The 17,432-nt window shown below is 43.4% G+C and carries 18 protein-coding genes; 14 read left to right on the top strand and 4 right to left on the bottom strand.

The annotated features are described in order from the left end of the window. Positions 1–23: 23 nt before the first annotated feature. The 3 genes from corA to yigL all read left to right on the top strand — a co-directional run bounded on the left by corA (position 24) and on the right by yigL (position 3,759). Positions 24–974 (top strand): magnesium/cobalt transporter CorA, encoded by a 951-nt coding sequence (gene corA, locus AAHH42_RS03755; RefSeq protein WP_072549941.1) that lies wholly within the window; start codon positions 24–26, stop codon positions 972–974. A gap of 54 nt (positions 975–1,028) precedes the next feature. After that, a complete protein-coding gene (gene recQ / locus AAHH42_RS03750) occupies positions 1,029–2,867 on the top strand; it encodes an ATP-dependent DNA helicase RecQ (protein WP_342221709.1) in 1,839 nt (612 codons plus the stop codon). 91 nt (positions 2,868–2,958) lie between these two features. Next, positions 2,959–3,759 (top strand): sugar/pyridoxal phosphate phosphatase YigL, encoded by an 801-nt coding sequence (gene yigL / locus AAHH42_RS03745; protein ID WP_342221708.1) that lies wholly within the window; start codon positions 2,959–2,961, stop codon positions 3,757–3,759. A gap of 5 nt (positions 3,760–3,764) precedes the next feature. Here yigL and glpQ read toward each other — a convergent pair whose 3' ends face one another. From glpQ to AAHH42_RS03730, 3 genes are all read right to left on the bottom strand, one after another. Further along, positions 3,765–4,862, bottom strand: coding sequence for a glycerophosphodiester phosphodiesterase (gene glpQ, locus AAHH42_RS03740; protein WP_072549944.1), 1,098 nt, complete (start codon positions 4,860–4,862; stop codon positions 3,765–3,767). An 88-nt stretch (positions 4,863–4,950) separates the two neighbouring features. Further along, positions 4,951–6,321 carry a glycerol-3-phosphate transporter gene (gene glpT / locus AAHH42_RS03735; protein WP_342221707.1) on the bottom strand — a complete coding sequence of 457 codons (1,371 nt, stop codon included), beginning with the start codon at positions 6,319–6,321 and terminating at the stop codon, positions 4,951–4,953. 94 nt (positions 6,322–6,415) lie between these two features. Next, complete coding sequence (locus tag AAHH42_RS03730) at positions 6,416–6,793, bottom strand: hypothetical protein (RefSeq protein ID WP_342221705.1); 378 nt, start codon at positions 6,791–6,793, stop codon at positions 6,416–6,418. A 149-nt stretch (positions 6,794–6,942) separates the two neighbouring features. Between AAHH42_RS03730 and AAHH42_RS03725 the strand changes: the two genes are divergently transcribed. From AAHH42_RS03725 to pckA, 11 genes are all read left to right on the top strand, one after another. Continuing rightward, on the top strand, positions 6,943–7,185 hold the full coding sequence (locus AAHH42_RS03725) for a YhdT family protein (protein ID WP_072549947.1): 243 nt from the start codon (positions 6,943–6,945) through the stop codon (positions 7,183–7,185). Next, the gene (panF, locus tag AAHH42_RS03720; RefSeq protein WP_072549948.1) at positions 7,175–8,629 is read left to right on the top strand and encodes a sodium/pantothenate symporter; all 1,455 of its coding nucleotides are present in this window, start codon (positions 7,175–7,177) and stop codon (positions 8,627–8,629) included. Before AAHH42_RS03725 ends, panF begins: the two co-directional genes overlap by 11 nt. A 61-nt stretch (positions 8,630–8,690) precedes the next feature. Continuing rightward, positions 8,691–9,614: a 50S ribosomal protein L11 methyltransferase gene (gene prmA, locus AAHH42_RS03715; RefSeq protein ID WP_072549949.1), complete on the top strand. Its 924-nt coding sequence runs from the start codon at positions 8,691–8,693 to the stop codon at positions 9,612–9,614. 145 nt (positions 9,615–9,759) lie between these two features. Next, on the top strand, positions 9,760–10,152 hold the full coding sequence (rpsF, locus tag AAHH42_RS03710) for a 30S ribosomal protein S6 (protein WP_072549950.1): 393 nt from the start codon (positions 9,760–9,762) through the stop codon (positions 10,150–10,152). 11 nt (positions 10,153–10,163) lie between these two features. Continuing rightward, complete coding sequence (gene priB / locus AAHH42_RS03705; RefSeq protein ID WP_425286321.1) at positions 10,164–10,478, top strand: primosomal replication protein N; 315 nt, start codon at positions 10,164–10,166, stop codon at positions 10,476–10,478. Positions 10,479–10,482: 4 nt separating this feature from the next. After that, positions 10,483–10,713, top strand: a complete 231-nt coding sequence (rpsR, locus tag AAHH42_RS03700; protein ID WP_072549951.1) for a 30S ribosomal protein S18 — start codon at positions 10,483–10,485, stop codon at positions 10,711–10,713. A gap of 39 nt (positions 10,714–10,752) precedes the next feature. Beyond that, complete coding sequence (gene rplI, locus AAHH42_RS03695; protein WP_072549952.1) at positions 10,753–11,223, top strand: 50S ribosomal protein L9; 471 nt, start codon at positions 10,753–10,755, stop codon at positions 11,221–11,223. A gap of 210 nt (positions 11,224–11,433) precedes the next feature. Then, complete coding sequence (cysS, locus tag AAHH42_RS03690; RefSeq protein WP_072549953.1) at positions 11,434–12,819, top strand: cysteine--tRNA ligase; 1,386 nt, start codon at positions 11,434–11,436, stop codon at positions 12,817–12,819. Between the two features lie 134 nt (positions 12,820–12,953). Beyond that, complete coding sequence (gene rph / locus AAHH42_RS03685) at positions 12,954–13,670, top strand: ribonuclease PH (protein WP_342221702.1); 717 nt, start codon at positions 12,954–12,956, stop codon at positions 13,668–13,670. A 184-nt stretch (positions 13,671–13,854) separates the two neighbouring features. Further along, on the top strand, positions 13,855–14,502 hold the full coding sequence (gene pyrE, locus AAHH42_RS03680) for an orotate phosphoribosyltransferase (RefSeq protein WP_072549954.1): 648 nt from the start codon (positions 13,855–13,857) through the stop codon (positions 14,500–14,502). 111 nt (positions 14,503–14,613) lie between these two features. Next, the gene (pckA, locus tag AAHH42_RS03675; RefSeq protein WP_342221701.1) at positions 14,614–16,242 is read left to right on the top strand and encodes a phosphoenolpyruvate carboxykinase (ATP); all 1,629 of its coding nucleotides are present in this window, start codon (positions 14,614–14,616) and stop codon (positions 16,240–16,242) included. Positions 16,243–16,356: 114 nt separating this feature from the next. Here the strand turns inward: pckA and AAHH42_RS03670 are convergent, their stop codons facing one another. Next, positions 16,357–17,163 (bottom strand): helix-turn-helix transcriptional regulator, encoded by an 807-nt coding sequence (locus tag AAHH42_RS03670; protein WP_072549956.1) that lies wholly within the window; start codon positions 17,161–17,163, stop codon positions 16,357–16,359. Positions 17,164–17,432: the final 269 nt, after the last annotated feature.

Below are 17,432 nucleotides of genomic sequence, written 5' to 3'. Positions count from 1 at the left end.
AAGTTAGGCGGAGTCAATGGAATATGTTAAGCGCATTTAAATTAGATAATCATCGGTTATCCCGTTTGGAGCTGGATGAATCGGATAAACTGACTGCTGCACTGTGGGTCGATTTGATGGAGCCAGAGATAGCAGAACGTGAGCGGGTACAAACTGAATTGGGTCAAAATCTGGCGACTCGACCAGAGCTAGATGACATCGAGGCCTCTGCGCGTTTCTTTGAAGATGAAGATGGTTTACATATTCACTCATTTTTCTATTACGAGGATGCAGAAGATCACGCGGGCAATACTACAGTGGCTTTCACCATTCGTGATGGTCGCCTGTATACCTTACGTGAGCGCGAATTGCCAGCTTTTCGTCTTTACCGAATGCGTGCTCGTACACAGAAGCTGGTAGACGGTAACGCCTACGAATTACTGTTGGATCTGTTTGAAACCAAAATTGAGCAACTTGCTGACGAAATCGAAAATATTTACAACGATTTAGAAAAATTAAGTCGAGTGATCATGGAAGGTCAACAGGGTGATAAGTATGATGCAGCGCTGTCTATCTTGGCGGAACAAGAAGATATCGGCTGGAAAGTGCGCCTATGTTTGATGGATACCCAACGGGCGTTAAATTTTCTCGTCCGTAAAGCGCGCTTACCCGCGGGACAACTTGAACAGGCACGTGAAGTACAGCGTGATATTGAATCCCTGCTACCACATAATGAGTCCCTATTTCAAAAGGTAAATTTCTTGATGCAAGCAGCGATGGGTTTTATCAATATCGAACAAAACCGTATTATCAAGATTTTCTCGGTAGTCTCAGTGATTTTCCTGCCTCCTACACTGGTGGCCTCGAGTTACGGTATGAATTTTCAGTTCATGCCGGAACTGCATTGGTCGTTTGGTTATCCTGGAGCAGTGAGCCTAATGATTATTGCGGGTGTCGCACCCTATCTTTATTTCAAACGTAAAAAATGGCTGTAACTCAACGGATACCCGTGAGAAAAAAAACATTAGACTTCTTGCAGAGGTAAGAGGGTGACAGACAGGGAACAACAAACCGTAAAAATATTACGCGATATCTTCGGCTATCAGCAATTTAGGCCAGGACAGCAAGAAATTATCAACGCTACTTTGTCAGGGCAAGATTGCCTGGTCGTGATGCCAACTGGTGCTGGCAAATCTTTATGCTATCAGATCCCTGCATTGGTAATGAAAGGTTTGACTCTGGTCGTTTCTCCTTTGATTTCATTGATGAAAGATCAAGTTGACCAGTTATTGGCTCATGGTGTCACTGCTGCCTGTTTAAACTCTACCCAAACCTGGGAACAACAAACGAAAGTAATGACCGGCTGTCGTAACGGTCAAATTAGGCTGTTGTATATCGCTCCTGAACGGCTAGTAATGGAAAATTTTCTCGAGCAATTGCCACATTTTTCACCGGTGCTGTTAGCGGTAGATGAAGCACATTGTATCTCACAGTGGGGGCATGATTTTCGACCAGAATACCGCGCTTTAAATCAGCTAAAATTGCGCTTTCCCAGTTTGCCAGTGATTGCACTGACGGCAACAGCGGATGAAACGACACGTAGTGATATTGCCCGACTACTGAATTTGCATCAACCCTTGATTCAGATCAGTAGTTTTGACCGTCCTAACATCCGTTATACCTTAATTGAAAAGTTTAAACCCTTGGATCAATTGTGGCGCTTTATTAGCACTCAGCAAGCAAAATGCGGTATTGTTTATTGTAACAGCCGAGCAAAAGTGGATAAAACGACCGAGCTCTTACAAAATCGTGGATTAAGTGTGGCAGCCTATCATGCTGGGCTGGATAATCAGCTCCGAGCGCAAGTGCAGGAGGCTTTTCAACGCGACGATCTGCAGATAGTCGTAGCGACGGTTGCTTTTGGCATGGGGATCAACAAACCAAACGTGCGGTTTGTGGTACATTTCGATATTCCACGCACCATCGAATCTTACTATCAAGAAACGGGTCGTGCCGGACGCGATGGGCTGCCCGCCGAAGCCATGTTGTTGTATGATCCGGCGGATATGGTATGGTTGCGTCGTTGCCTCGAGGAAAAACCGGCCGGTGAGCAACAAAATATTGAACGTCATAAATTGAATACGATGGTGGCGTTTGCCGAAACACAAACCTGCCGCCGTCTGGTGTTGCTCAATTATTTCGGTGAATATCAGCAGCAATCTTGCGGCAACTGTGATATTTGTCTCGATCCTCCTAAACGTTATGATGGCCTGGTCGATGCACAAAAGGTGTTGTCTTGTGTCTATCGGGTAGGCCAGCGCTTCGGAGCAGGCTATGTTGTTGAAATATTACGCGGTGCGAATAATCAGCGCATTAGGACCCTGGGTCATGATAAATTATCGGTTTTCGGTATTGGTCGTGAGCAAGCAGCAGAACACTGGACCAGTGTATTACGTCAACTGATTCATTTAGGCAAACTGCGTCAAAATATTGAGATGTTTTCTGCGCTACAACTGACTGAAGCTGCTCGGCCAATATTACGCTCTGAAATACCGTTATCGCTGGCGGTGCCGCGGATCCAGGATTTCAAACCCAGAAGAAATGCTAAAAACCAGAAATCCTCCGGTGGCCACAAGGTTTACAAAAACCAAACCGTCAGTGACGGTGAGCTGTTTGCCAAATTACGTAAATTGCGTAAATCGATGGCTGATGAAGCAAATATTCCACCTTATGTCGTATTTAACGATGCTACTTTGTTGGAAATGTCAGAAAAAATACCGATCACTAGCAGGGATTTGTTGAGTGTTAATGGCGTAGGGCAGCGCAAACTGGAACGTTTTGGTGCTGCTTTTATCAAAGCGATACGCAAGCATCTCAACGACTCATAAAAGTAGCGCTGTTATACACAGTGCTGAAACATCAATCTGATGACCACGACCAGATTGATGTTAATTTTACCAGAGGTTAAAACGGACTGTTATGTATCATATTGTCGCTTCTGATTTGGATGGCACCTTGCTATCCCCTGATCACACACTTTCTCCTTATGCTAGAGAAACTCTTAAATCACTGACAGAACGCGGGGTGCACTTTGTTTTTGCTACCGGCCGCCATCATGTTGATGTTTCACAAATTCGTGCCAGAGTCGCCATCGACGCTTTTATGATCACCTCGAATGGTGCGCGGGTGCATAACACCGCAGACAAGTTGATTTTCAGCGATAATCTCGATGAAGACATTGTTCATGATCTCTACGCAATGGAATACGATAACCCCGATATTTTGACCAATGTTTATCGTAATGACGACTGGTATATCAATCGTGAAAGCCCTGAGCAGGCCAAATTTTTCCACGAATCCATTTTTAACTACCAGATTGTGGAGATCAAATCATTGCCCACTGATGGCATGTGCAAAATCTATTTCATCAGTTACAACCATGAAAAATTGCTGCTATTGGAACAAGAGATCAAAACGCGTTGGGGCAATCGTGTTAATGTGTGTTTCTCATTGCCTACGTGCCTGGAAGTCATGGGAGCAGGCGTATCTAAGGGGCATGCATTACAACAAGTCGCACAAATTTTTGGTCATTCGCTACAAAACTGCATCGCCTTTGGTGATGGTATGAACGACATGGAAATGCTTTCTATGGTAGGTAAAGGCTGCATCATGAAAAATGCGCATGCACGCCTGAAAGAGGCATTACCTGCGCTGGAAATTATTGGCTCTAATGCCGATGATGCAGTCCCTCATTATTTACGTAAAATGTTTTTGGTATAAACAGATCATTTATGCTGTCCCTGCTGTTGTAAAAAGTGTACACCTTTGTCAGGGAAATCAGTAAAGGCACCCTCTGCCTTCGCTTTTTCATAAATGATGTTATATAACTGGTTAACATCGGTTACGTATGATGGCAGAGCATCCGCACGAAGGGTATAAGGATGCAATTGCAGCTTATTAGCATGAGCTTGTTCAGCCATGTCAGTCAATACGATCTCCTTCGGTGTTGAGCTATCGGCGATCAGCATATGGTAATCTGGGCCAACACCATCGGCGTACTCGGCGATTTTTTTCATGGCATCCGAACCCGGTTGAAGCATCCAGTCATAGTTATAATTGACCCACTGACCATTAGGTTGTTGTTCGTAAGTTTCTTTCCAATCGGTATACGCGATCAGTTGGATCAAATTTAAGTTCATGCCCATTTTCGGTAGTAGTTCTTTTTTAATCCGCTTTAATTCGTTAGGATCAAAGCATTGCAGATAAACTTTATCTTTTTTGTCACGATAGCCATACTCTTTAAGCACTTGAAGTACTTTAGTGGCGATATCTCTCCCTTCCTGATAATGAAACCAGGGCGCTTTGATCTCAGGGTAGATGCCGATGTTTTTACCGGTCGAGTGGTTCAATCCTTGAACAAACTCTATTTCTTCCTGGAAGGTATGTACTCGAAAATCAGATTTTCCCATCGGGAAACGTTTTGGGTAACGCTGTACTGGTTTACCCCCTTCAATATCGAAAACTTCACTGGCTTTCAGCGATTTAATTTCCTCTAGAGTGAAATCGATCGCGTAGTAGCGACCATCTTTTTTACGTGCCCGCCCCGGGAAACGCTGTGCCACGTCGGTGACACCATCTAAATAATGATCATGCAGTACTATCAGTTGATCATCTTTGGTCATCACCAAATCCTGTTCTAAATAATCCGCGCCTTGCGCATAAGCCAGCGCTTTAGCAGGTAATGTGTGCTCGGGTAAGTAACCACTGGCGCCACGATGGGCGATAACCAATTTGTTTGTCGATGGTTTTTCTTCAGCATAAACACTATTTGCTATTACAGAGGCGAAAATGATACTGATTAACTTATTGGCATAACTTGCCATACTTTCATGCTCCCATTTTAGGATATAAAAAAACCGCAGCCTGATACCATGGCTTAAAATAACAGACTGTATAGCGGCAACATCATCATTACGTATACTGGCTAACCTGTTCTTTTTGGTGTCTCTTCTCGCTTAACATCACAATGATTAACAATATAACCGCGATAATGCTGCCACCAATCATCACCATAAAACCACCGTCCCAACCGAAGAAATCAACGGTATAACCAACAAACGCACTGGCAGCGACAGAACCACCAAGGTAGCCAAAGAGACCGGTGAACCCCGCAGCGGTACCGGCTGCTTTTTTCGGTGCCAGTTCCAGGGCATGAAGACCAATCAGCATGACCGGCCCGTAGATTAAAAAGCCGATGGTGATCATGCAAATCATATCAATAACGGGATGACCAACGGGGTTGAGCCAGTAAACGACAGTAGCAATAGTCACCAATATCATAAAGAATACGCCAGTTGCTCCCCGATTGCCTTTAAATACTTTATCTGACATCCAACCACAGAGCAAAGTCCCTGGAATGCCCGCATATTCATACAAGAAATAAGCCCATGATGATTTATCCAGCGTAAAGTGCTTGACCTCTTTGAGATAAGTGGGTGACCAATCGAGGATACCGTAGCGAAGTAAGTAAACGAAAACGTTAGCGATAGCGATAGCGATAGCGATAGCGATATACCATAGCAATTTGTTGGGTAAAACATACTGCATAAAGATCTGCTTTGCTGTCAATTCTTCTTCTGTTTTTTCATTGTAGTCATCAGGATAATCATTTTTATACTCTTCAATAGGTGGTAAACCGCAGGATTGAGGGGTATCACGCATCAAAGCAAAAGCGATGAGTGCCACCAGCATGGCACCAAAAGCCGGCATATATAATGCTGCTTTCCAGTCATGAAACCAGGCCATTCCCAAAAGGAACAGTAATGGCGGCAAACCACCACCGACGTTATGAGCGCAATTCCAAATAGAAACGATACTACCGCGTTCTTTTTTTGACCACCAATGAACCATAGTACGGCCACAGGGAGGCCAACCCATACCCTGGAACCAACCGCACAAGAACAACAGCACAAACATCACGGCAATGCTTGATGTTGCCCAAGAGACAAATCCCATAAACAGCATCACTGCAGCAGATAGAATCAACCCCGCAGAAAGAAATACACGTGGATTAGAGCGGTCAGAAACTGAACCCATAATAAATTTTGAAAAACCATAAGCGATAGAAATGCCGGATAAAGCGAAGCCTAAGTCACCACGTGAAAAACCCTGTTCGATCAAATAGGGCATCGCCAGGGTAAAATTTTTACGTACCAAATAATAAGCGGCATAACCGAAAAATATGCCGCAAAAAATTTGCCAGCGTAAGCGTCGATAAGTCGAATCTATCCGTTCTTCGGGTAGCTTGCTTTGGTGCGCGGCGGGCTTGAAAATACTCAACATAAGTGTCTCCGATAGTATTGTTGGCTTTCATCGCTATTCGATTTCTTATAAAAACGACTCATAATGACTAACTTTATATTTTAATAACTTTTCGTTACCGGCCCGTTTTACCAATAATACCGAAATGACCGGCGCTTGTAGCTAAAGATAGCTGATGCCCAGTTTGACGAGTAAAATATTTCAGCAGGTTGTTGTCTGTTCTTGAGCTGTTGCTCACAGTTTCGCCATAACCTTCAATATTTCTCCAGCCAGGCAAAAAATGTTCGCCAACTGTCTTGCAGGCGCCTTCCAGTAACGGTTTAATAGACTTCTTGTTAAACTGTTCTTTACTGATATCTCTTAAGTATTTCTTCCTTTGTCCTCTTAAGTTATGTCTCTCAATTGGTAGCAAAGTGATTAATGATCTTCTAAGAGCCTGTTCCAAATCTTTTGTTGCTGTGCTCAAGAGAAGAAAAAATGAGTAGGAAAGCACAGTTTACTCTTTGTATACAACAAAAGGAGTCAGTGAGCATTTTGAGCTCGTTTTTGACGAATAACTTGACCAAAACACGGCGAGCACAAGAGATTTCGAATAGGTTCTAAGAAAAAGAGACGACGAGATAAATATTAACCGGAGCATCGATGGATGAGAGATTTGTTCAAGCCCACAAAGAAGCAAGATGGGCTTTTACTTTAACACTGGCTTATTTGGTGGGCTGGATCCTCAGTGCTTACTGGCCTGACGATTCCATAGGCATAACGGGGCTGCCTTTTTGGTTTGAAATCGCCTGTATCTATTTGCCACTGTTATTTATAGTGTTTTGCTGGTTAATGGTGCGCTTTATTTTCCGTGATATCCCACTGGGAGAGAACGATGCAAACTAATGTTGTCTTACCGTTGATTGCCTACCTGATGTTAGTATTTGCGCTATCCATTTATTCTTATACACGTCGGCGTACAGGAAATTTCCTCAACGAATATTTTATTGGCAACCGTTCTATGGGGGGATTTGTCTTGGCAATGACCCTAACGACTACCTACATTGGTGCCAGTTCCTTCATTGGTGGGCCAGGAGCAGCATATAAATACGGCTTAGGCTGGGTCTTATTAGCCATGATACAACTGCCGGTGGTTTGGCTGTCTCTAGGGGTACTGGGAAAAAAATTTGCTATCTTGGCTCGTCGTTATAACGCCGTGACACTCAACGATATGCTGTATGCCCGTTATCAAAGTCGCTTACTAGTATGGCTGGCGAGTATCAGTTTATTGATCGCCTTAATCGGTGCCATGACCGTGCAATTTATTGGCGGTGCCCGTTTACTGGAAACGGCCGCCGGTATCCCTTACAACACCGGTTTACTGATATTTGGCATCAGTATTGTGCTTTATACTGCCTTTGGCGGTTTCCGCGCCAGTGTACTCAATGATACTTTGCAAGGCCTGGTGATGCTAGTCGGTACCATTCTGTTACTCGTTGCCGTCGTGTATGCCGCCGGCGGATTACATCAAGCGGTCACGACACTCGCACGTATCGATCCAGCATTGATTTCACCACAAGGCAGTGATCAAATCCTCGACCTGCCTTTTATGGCCTCATTCTGGGTACTGGTGTGTTTTGGCTTGATTGGCTTACCGCCCACGGCAGTACGTTGTATTGCTTATCGTGACAGTAAAGCGGTTCACAGTGGGATTATCCTTGGCACCATTATTGTGGCAATACTGATGCTTGGCATGCATTTGGCCGGAGCATTAGGGCGCGCGGTTTTACCAGACTTGGCGATCCCCGATCACGTTATTCCAACACTGATGATAAAAGTACTACCGCCGTTTGCAGCCGGAATATTTCTGGCAGCACCGATGGCGGCCATTATGTCAACAATTAATTCTCAGTTACTGCAATCATCAGCGACTATTATTAAAGATTTATATCTCAATTGGCGACCCGATGAGATCAGCAATGAAAGCAAACTCGCCTATATTTCTAATCTGTCGACGTTACTGCTTGGATTACTGTTACTACTGGCAGCGTGGCGACCACCGGAGATGATTATCTGGCTTAATCTGTTGGCTTTGGGTGGCCTCGAAGCCATATTTTTGTGGCCATTGGTACTCGGACTATATTGGCAGCGCGCCAATGCTCATGGTGCGCTTAGCTCAATGATTGCTGGCGCACTATGCTATACACCACTTGCCAGTTTTCATATTAAATTGATAGGTCTACATCCGATCGTTCCCTCATTGTTACTGAGTCTATTGGCTTTTTGTATCGGTAATCAATTTGCAGATCGGACACTGACCCACACCAAAAAGTTAAATCGTACTAAATAAACCTCTGTGAAACTTACTGAGTAACGTACCTCAGGTTACACTCTGACTGAAGAGAATGGTTATGCCCTGGATACAGCTTAAAATAAATACCTCAAGCGATCATGCTGAGTCGCTTAGCAATACATTGCTTGAGAATGGAGCGCTTGCTATCACTTTTCAAGATACTTACGACAACCCGATATTTGAACCATTACCTGGAGAGACCCGACTTTGGGGAAATACTGATGTGATTGGTTTGTACGACGCTGAAACCGATATGGCGAAAATTATTGCCGCGCTAGCAGGACAGGATCGATTCAATAAAAATTTTATTCATAAAATTGAACAAATTGAAGATAAAGATTGGGAACGCGAATGGATGGATAATTTTCATCCTATGTGTTTTGGTCAACGCCTGTGGATTTGCCCAAGTTGGAAAGACATACCCGATCCCAATGCAGTCAACGTGATGTTAGACCCTGGTTTGGCATTTGGTACGGGTACTCATCCCACAACTTCATTATGTTTACAATGGCTCGATGGCTTGGATCTGACAGATAAAACGGTTATCGACTTCGGTTGTGGCTCGGGCATTCTCGCGATTGCAGCGTTAAAACTCGGTGCTGTACGTGCCATTGGTATTGATATCGATCCTCAGGCAATTCAAGCGAGCCGGGATAATGCACAGCGTAACGGCGTTGCAGAAAATCTGGAACTGTATCTGGCCAAAGATCAACCGGCAGATTTATCCGCTGATGTAGTGGTCGCTAATATTTTAGCGGCACCTTTGCGTGAACTGGCACCACTGATAAACACACTAAGCTGTGGTCATCTGGGGCTTTCCGGCGTCCTGGCTTCTCAGGCTCTCACTGTTGCACAGGCGTACCAGGGAAGTTTTATCCTTGATCCTGTCGTAGAAAAAGAAGGATGGTGCCGTATTACCGGAATAAAAAATAATTATTGCGAGTTCGTGAGCACACAAGTAGCAAACGGAGATCCTGAATAAGCTTTCACCTTTCCTTGAGTTTTCTGTACTGTCCAAGTATAGTTACGCGTCGTTTTTCAGCCGCACATAAACAAGTTCCTTGCCTCTATGGGTTGGCGGTTGACCCTAATCAGGAGGCTGAATAATCCGTAAGGAGCACAATTCTATGCGTCATTATGAAATCATTTTTATGGTTCATCCTGATCAAAGCGAACAGGTTCCAGGCATGATCGAGCGTTATAGCGCTATCATCGCTAAAGCTGCTGGTCAAATTCATCGTCTGGAAGACTGGGGTCGCCGTCAACTAGCTTATCCGATCAATAAATTGCACAAAGCCCACTACGTTTTGTTGAACGTTGAAGCGCCACAAGAAACAATCAATGAGTTGGAAACTAATTTCCGCTTCAACGATGCCGTTATCCGCAACATGGTTATGCGTGTTAAGAATGCGGTAACCGAAGCATCGCCAATGACGAAAGCAAAAGATGAGCGCCGTGAGCGTCCTGACTTCGCTATAGAAAACAATGATGAGGCAGATGTTGGGGATCCTGAAGAGTAAGCACCGTGGCGATAATCAATCGGGTGGTGCTTTCTGGCATTGTATGTAAATTCCCCATTCGGAATGTCAGTCCTGCTGGTATTCCGCACTGCCAGTTCGTGCTCGAGCACCGTTCACAGCAGCAGGAAGCTGGATTGAGCCGACAAACATGGTGTCATATGCCGGTTATCGTCAGCGGACATCGATCACATGCATTAACTCACAGTATAACGGTCGGTATTCAGTTAACCGTGCAGGGTTTTATTAGCTGCCATCAAGGGCGTAATGGGCTAAATAAACTGGTTCTGCATGCCGAGCAAATTGAATTGATAAATTCTGGAGATTAGCTAAATGTCACGTCATTATTACCGTCGTCGCAAGTATTGCCGTTTCACCGCGGAAGGCATTAAAAAGATCGACTATAAAGACATCAGCATGCTGAAAAATTATATCACCGAGAGTGGTAAGATAGTACCAAGCCGTATCACTGGTACTCGTGCTAAATTCCAACGTCAGCTTGCCAGTGCCATCAAACTTGCACGCTACTTGTCTTTATTGCCTTACACTGACAGCCATCAGTAATTAGGCCAGTCTACTAATGACTTTAATGAGGATAAAGTAATGGAAGTCATTCTGCTTGAAGAAGTAAAAATTAATGAAGTAAAAAAACTGGGCATTCTGGGTGATAAGGTTAATGTAAAAACGGGCTATGCCCGTAACTTTCTCATTCCACAAGGAAAAGCGGTACAGGCAACCAAGAAAAACATAGAGAATTTCGACACACTCCGTGCCAGAATGGAAGCTGAATTAGCTAAAAATCAGGCCAAAGCCAGAGATCGTGTCGATGAATTCGAGAAATTAGGCAATGTCACCCTCGAAGCGAAAGTTGGGGCAAATGATAAATTGTTTGGATCTATCGGCAGTAATGATATCGCGCAAGCGATAACCACGGCCGGTGTTCCTGTGAGTAAAAAAGAAGTGCGTCTGAAAGATAAGCTTGCTATACGTAGCTTGGGTGTGCATGAAATTCACATCCAGGTAGCCCAGGATGTGTCTGCGCGACTGACGGTGACTGTAGTTGCACAAGAGTAAGCTATGCTGTCAGAATACCTGTGCAGCTGTAGTGCCAAAACGTAGCGACAGTGATGTACTTGTATATGAAGGTAGTGAACAACATACAGGGTAAGTTGAGCAAAAAATATAGGGTTAACTCGTTAAAACGCCAGCATTAAGCTGGCGTTTTAATTTATCCTGGTAGTTTCAATCCCAGTAAGTTAAGAACCTCGACTAACGGACTTCCCAATGTTAAAAATTTTTAATACTTTAAGTCGTGAAAAAGAAGAATTTAAGCCGATCCATGCAGGAAAAATCGGTATGTATGTATGTGGTATCACTATTTATGACTTATGTCATATTGGGCACGGACGTACTTTTGTTTCCTTCGATGTTATCGCACGCTATTTGCGCTATTTGGGCTATTCCTTGATTTATGTTCGAAATGTGACCGATATTGATGATAAAATAATCAAACGTGCTGCTAAAAATAATGAAAGTTGTCAACAACTTACTACGCGGATGCTGGCGGAAATGCACCATGACTTCGAAGCATTGAATTTACTGCCTCCTGATAAAGAACCACGAGCCACGCACCATATCGCAGAAATTATCGTCCTAATCCAGAAATTGATTGAACGCCAACATGCTTATATTGCAGCCAATGGTGATGTGATCTTTGCTGTGGACAGCGCTCCTGATTACGGTTTACTCTCTCGTCAGGATTTGGAGCAATTACAAGCGGGGGCACGTGTAGAAATAGCCGACGTAAAACGCAATCCGATGGATTTTATATTGTGGAAAATGTCCAATCCGGGTGACCCAAGCTGGGAGTCTCCTTGGGGGAAGGGGCGTCCTGGTTGGCACATTGAATGTTCAGCAATGAATAGTAAACAGTTGGGCACGCATTTTGATATTCATGGCGGTGGCGCGGATCTTATGTTCCCCCACCATGAAAATGAAATCGCGCAATCTACCTGTGCTCACGGTGGTTCCTATGTCAATTATTGGATGCATACCGGTATGGTGATGATCGACAAAAACAAAATGTCGAAATCGCTGAATAATTTTTTTACCATTCGTGATCTGCTCACCAACTACGATGCAGAAACTGTACGTTACTTTCTCATGTCTGCCCACTACCGCAGCCAGCTTCACTATAACGCAGAAAATTTAAAACTAGCACACACGGCTCTTGAACGCTTGTACATTGCTTTACGAGGTACGGATGCTAATGCTGTCGCTGCCGGTGGCGAAGATTTTGTCACACGTTTCCGTGATGCGATGGATGATGATTTTAATACACCAGAGGCTTATTCCGTATTGTTTGATATCGCCCGTGAAGTAAATCGTTTGAAGAAAAAAGATCACGCAGCCGCCAGTGGGTTAGCTACAGAATTGCGTAATATGGCGTCAGTTCTTGGCTTATTGACACGAGATCCCGAACATTTCTTACAAAATGGTGAACAGATTGATAATCATACAATTGCTAAAATTGACGCATTGATTCAACAACGTGATACTGCCCGCAGCAATAAAAATTGGGCGCTGGCAGATTCTGCTCGACGTCAGTTAGATGAGATGAACGTGGTGTTAGAGGATCGGCCACAAGGAACGACCTGGCGTCGCAAATAAACATTACAATTTATTTTTGTTCAACAGAGAGCAAAGTCATTATTTTATACACTAACCGTTAATCCCCATACAGAAGAAATCGTGTCAGCCATATAATACTGACGAGGGTGTAGACGAAAAACCGGAGAAAATCAATGCCTCGAGTAGGTCGAACAATACAACAAATACGCCCTTTAACCTTCACCCGTCGTTACACAAAATATGCAGAAGGTTCGGTGTTGGTTGAATTTGGTGATACCAAGGTGTTATGTACCGCTACGATCGAAGAGGGCATTCCACGTTTTCTCAAAGGCCAGGGGCAAGGCTGGATTACAGCTGAGTACGGCATGTTACCGCGTGCTACCCATATTCGTAATCCCCGTGAAGCGGCTAAGGGCAAACAAGGAGGGCGTACGCTAGAAATCCAGCGCCTGATTGCTCGTTCGCTACGTGCTGCCGTTGACCTTAAAAAACTCGGGGAACGTACTATTACGATCGATTGTGATGTACTCCAAGCAGATGGAGGCACTCGTACAGCAGCAATCAGTGGTGCCTGCGTCGCGTTGTTCGACGCGCTGAACAGGTTGCTTGACAACGATAAGTTGAAAACTAACCCACAGACAGGATTGGTGGCTGCCGTTTCCGTCGGGATCGTTGAAGGTGAAGCACGTTGCGATCTGGAATATGAAGAAGATTCCATCGCTGAAACTGATATGAATGTAGTGATGATCGAAGATGGCAGGATGATCGAAGTACAGGGTACGGCAGAACGCAATCCATTCAGCCAAGAAGAGCTACTGACATTGCTAGAACTGGCTCGTAACGGTGTAGCGACTATTTTCCAGGCACAAAGAACGGCATTGGAGCAGTAGTCCTGTCAGGGCTTGCTCGAAATCGTTATGAGTGACGCTCAGACGAGGAAAAAATAGGCGAAAAAGCGCAGTTACGCTTTGTATACAACAAAAGGCAGTAAATGAGCATTTTGAGCCTATTTTTGACGAAGTATCCGCTAACATAATAGATTTCGAACAGACTCTAAGAGAGGAACGTATTGTAATGCAAGACTATCAACGCGATTTTATCGAATTTTCACTCCGTAAACAGGTTTTGAAATTTGGTGAGTTCAACCTGAAATCGGGGCGAGTCAGTCCCTATTTTTTTAATGCCGGACTGTTTAATACCGGAAAAGATTTGGCGGAATTAGGGCGTTTCTACGCGACAGCTTTGATGAACTCTAATATTCAATTTGATTTAGTGTTCGGACCCGCTTACAAGGGCATCCCAATTGCCACTGCGACCACAGTCGCGTTAGCAAATGATCATAAACGGGATGTCCCTTATTGCTTTAATCGCAAAGAAACCAAAGATCACGGTGAAGGTGGTCGTTTAGTGGGGAGTCCGTTACAAGGAAGAGTGATGCTAATCGATGATGTGATCACCGCGGGTACCGCAATTCGTGAAGCGATGGCCGTTATTGCTGCCCACAATGCTTCATTAGCTGGCGTAATGGTTTCCCTAGATCGACAGGAACGAGGTAACAGCGAAATGTCAGCCATTCAGGAGGTTGAGCAAAATTATCACTGCCAAGTCATTTCCATTGTCACCTTGGACGATTTGATCAGTTATCTCAAAGAAAAACCTGAGATGACTGATAACTGGAGTGCTGTAGAAAATTACCGAAAAAAATACGGAATAGTGAGCTAGCTCTCATAAACTAACAAACGGTAGGTTTGATATTAAAATATTTGATAACTATTGCGGTTAATTGGAGTCGAAGATTTACAATAATAAGCTGATGGTTCAGGAGTTACAATAATGAAGTTTGAAGGCATCACCTCCCAGGAACTCGCTACCTATGGTATCGAGAATGTCGATGAAATTGTATACAATCCAAGTTATACGTTATTATTCGAAGAGGAAACCTCTTCAGGACTAGAAGGCTATGAACGTGGTACTGTTACTTCATCGGGTGCAGTTGCTGTCGACACCGGTATCTTTACGGGTCGATCACCCAAAGATAAATATATCGTCCGTGACGATATAACAAACGATACCCTATGGTGGGCTGATAGAAATAAAGGTAAAAACGACAACAAGCCACTGAGCCAGGAAACCTGGCAGCATTTAAAAGGATTAGTCACCCAGCAATTATCGGGAAAGCGTCTGTTTGTCGTCGATGCTTTTTGTGGTGCTAACCGTAAAAGTCGTCTGCAAGTTCGTTTTATCACAGAAGTCGCTTGGCAAGCTCATTTCGTCAAAAATATGTTTATCCGTCCATCTGACGAAGAATTAGCACAATTCAAAGCTGATTTTATTGTGATGAACGGCGCAAAATGCACTAACCCACAATGGAGAAAACAGCAGCTTAATTCAGAAAATTTCGTCGCTTTCAATCTGACTGAACGTATGCAACTAATTGGCGGCACCTGGTACGACGGTGAGATGAAAAAGGGTATGTTCTCAATAATGAACTATCTTTTACCGTTACAAGGCATTGCCTCGATGCATTGTTCCGCTAATGTTGGCAAGAAAGGGGACGTCGCTGTTTTCTTCGGTTTATCTGGCACAGGTAAAACGACCTTATCCACTGACCCAAAACGTGAGCTAATTGGTGATGATGAGCACGGTTGGGATGATGACGGTGTGTTTAATTTTGAAGGGGGTTGTTACGCCAAAACTATTAATTTATCAGTGGAAGCCGAGCCAGATATTTACCATGCCATCAAACGTGATGCGTTACTGGAAAACGTCGGAGTACAGGCAAATGCGCAAGTCGATTTCAATGACAGTTCAAAAACCGAAAATACCCGTGTTTCCTACCCGATTTATCATATAAAAAACATTGTGAAACCAATATCAAAAGCCGGACATGCGAAAAAAGTGATCTTTTTAACAGCCGATGCTTTTGGGGTTCTACCTCCGGTTTCCCGCTTGAACACGGACCAAACCCAATATCATTTTTTATCTGGTTTTACTGCCAAGTTAGCAGGTACTGAACGTGGTATCACTGAACCTACCCCTACTTTTTCTGCCTGCTTCGGTGCCGCTTTCTTGCTGCTTCATCCAACACAGTATGCAGAAGTGTTGGTAAAACGGATGCAGGCGGTGGGCGCACAGGCCTACTTGGTTAATACCGGATGGAATGGTAGAGGTGAACGTATTTCTATCAAAGACACCCGCGCTATTATTGACGCCATCCTAAACGGCGAAATTGATAAAATAACCAATTTTACCACTTTGCCAATCTTCAATCTCGAGATACCAGAAACATTACAGGGTGTTGATCCCTTGATTCTCGATCCACGGAACACACACATATCCTACGAAAAATGGCAACAAGAAGCTGAAGATTTAGCACGACGCTTTATCGTTAATTTTGATAAATATACCGATACAGCAGCAGGAGAAGCATTACTGTCTGCTGCGGGCCCAAAACTCGGCTGAATACAATCAGACACTGGACGGTACCTTTAGATTTTCAGTGGGTACCGTCCCAAATCAAACTGTATACAAAATAAAGCATGTAGCGCGGGTAAATGGCTATTGATGGAGCCGCTTTTATCTTAGACTGCAACGATTAGTCGTAGAAATAAAAATATCACTAGGTAAGGTTGTCGATTTTGACTGGTTATATTTATCAAAGCCATTTTTCTTACAATATTCTTTAAACTCACCTGATGTACAAACTTTAGCTTTTCGATACATACTGCACAATTTATTTTCTACTGTTCTACAGGAAAGACCTAATATTTCAGCAATGGCTTTACTCGTCAGTGGTTTCGGTTTTTTCTGCTGTAGGAAAAATATTACTTCAAGTTCTTTATCGGTGAACAAATTACAATTAATATCGTCAGAAACTGGATTCACCTCCAGAGAAGGATCTTTAGTAAGATCAAGCTTCTTCTCTACATTAAATAATGTCTTATTGAGATACTGTATAGCAGAAAAAACCTGCAATTTTTTAGCATGTAAAATAACACCCATACATTTGCCATCTTCACTATAAAAAGGAGACTTCTCACAGATATAGGGTTGAATTATTTCTTCAGTTCCGAAAGGATAAATATTCAGTGAGAATACATGTTGTTTCGATTCCTGAACCTTGCGATCAAGTTCTTCGAAATAAAGTGCAGATCCCGCACTATCATGAGGTATCTGTTTATCTGTTAAATATTTGATATTAAATCCTTTTTTTAGATTTAATAACGCCATGTAGGCATCGTTTCCATACAGATAGCGTGATTGATTATCTTTAATCGCCCACGGATCACTACTACTATCACACAACGAAATAAGCTGCAGAGAAAGGTCGGTAGGGCAACTCTGTGCTCCACTCATTGAAGTTGGTTGGTTGATTTCAGCCATTTTAGATCCCTATCATAAAGTCAGGACGAAAAATTACTCTAGTCATATTGAGATTTCAAGTGTTTATTTAGTCTAAATCCACGTCAAAAAATACTATTTAGACAGTATTGGGTTAAGCAAAGGTCGATCACCAGCATATTTCACTTTTACAAAATGTATCAGCTCTCAGCTTTATTGATATATCTTCTTCCAGCACACATCCTTAGCCCATTGTAGATAGTCTACAAATAATTATTTAACAATATGCCTGAACGAATAGGATAGAGTAG

The sequence above is a fragment of the Candidatus Fukatsuia endosymbiont of Tuberolachnus salignus genome, assembly GCF_964030845.1.
GTDB classification, from domain to species: domain Bacteria; phylum Pseudomonadota; class Gammaproteobacteria; order Enterobacterales; family Enterobacteriaceae; genus Fukatsuia; species Fukatsuia symbiotica.
The sequence above is the reverse complement of the archived record's forward strand: the minus strand, read 5'-3'. Positions and strand labels throughout refer to the sequence as shown.

Coding starts and splice junctions, on each gene's coding strand:
- pckA (WP_342221701.1), top strand. CDS start 14,614: ATGAAGTTTGAAGGCATCACCTCCCAGGAACTCGCTACCTATGGTATC.
- cysS (WP_072549953.1), top strand. CDS start 11,434: ATGTTAAAAATTTTTAATACTTTAAGTCGTGAAAAAGAAGAATTTAAG.
- pyrE (WP_072549954.1), top strand. CDS start 13,855: ATGCAAGACTATCAACGCGATTTTATCGAATTTTCACTCCGTAAACAG.
- glpQ (WP_072549944.1), bottom strand. CDS start 4,862: ATGGCAAGTTATGCCAATAAGTTAATCAGTATCATTTTCGCCTCTGTA.
- corA (WP_072549941.1), top strand. CDS start 24: ATGTTAAGCGCATTTAAATTAGATAATCATCGGTTATCCCGTTTGGAG.
- rpsR (WP_072549951.1), top strand. CDS start 10,483: ATGTCACGTCATTATTACCGTCGTCGCAAGTATTGCCGTTTCACCGCG.
- AAHH42_RS03670 (WP_072549956.1), bottom strand. CDS start 17,163: ATGGCTGAAATCAACCAACCAACTTCAATGAGTGGAGCACAGAGTTGC.
- yigL (WP_342221708.1), top strand. CDS start 2,959: ATGTATCATATTGTCGCTTCTGATTTGGATGGCACCTTGCTATCCCCT.
- rph (WP_342221702.1), top strand. CDS start 12,954: ATGCCTCGAGTAGGTCGAACAATACAACAAATACGCCCTTTAACCTTC.
- rpsF (WP_072549950.1), top strand. CDS start 9,760: ATGCGTCATTATGAAATCATTTTTATGGTTCATCCTGATCAAAGCGAA.
- AAHH42_RS03725 (WP_072549947.1), top strand. CDS start 6,943: ATGGATGAGAGATTTGTTCAAGCCCACAAAGAAGCAAGATGGGCTTTT.
- prmA (WP_072549949.1), top strand. CDS start 8,691: ATGCCCTGGATACAGCTTAAAATAAATACCTCAAGCGATCATGCTGAG.
- glpT (WP_342221707.1), bottom strand. CDS start 6,321: ATGTTGAGTATTTTCAAGCCCGCCGCGCACCAAAGCAAGCTACCCGAA.
- panF (WP_072549948.1), top strand. CDS start 7,175: ATGCAAACTAATGTTGTCTTACCGTTGATTGCCTACCTGATGTTAGTA.
- rplI (WP_072549952.1), top strand. CDS start 10,753: ATGGAAGTCATTCTGCTTGAAGAAGTAAAAATTAATGAAGTAAAAAAA.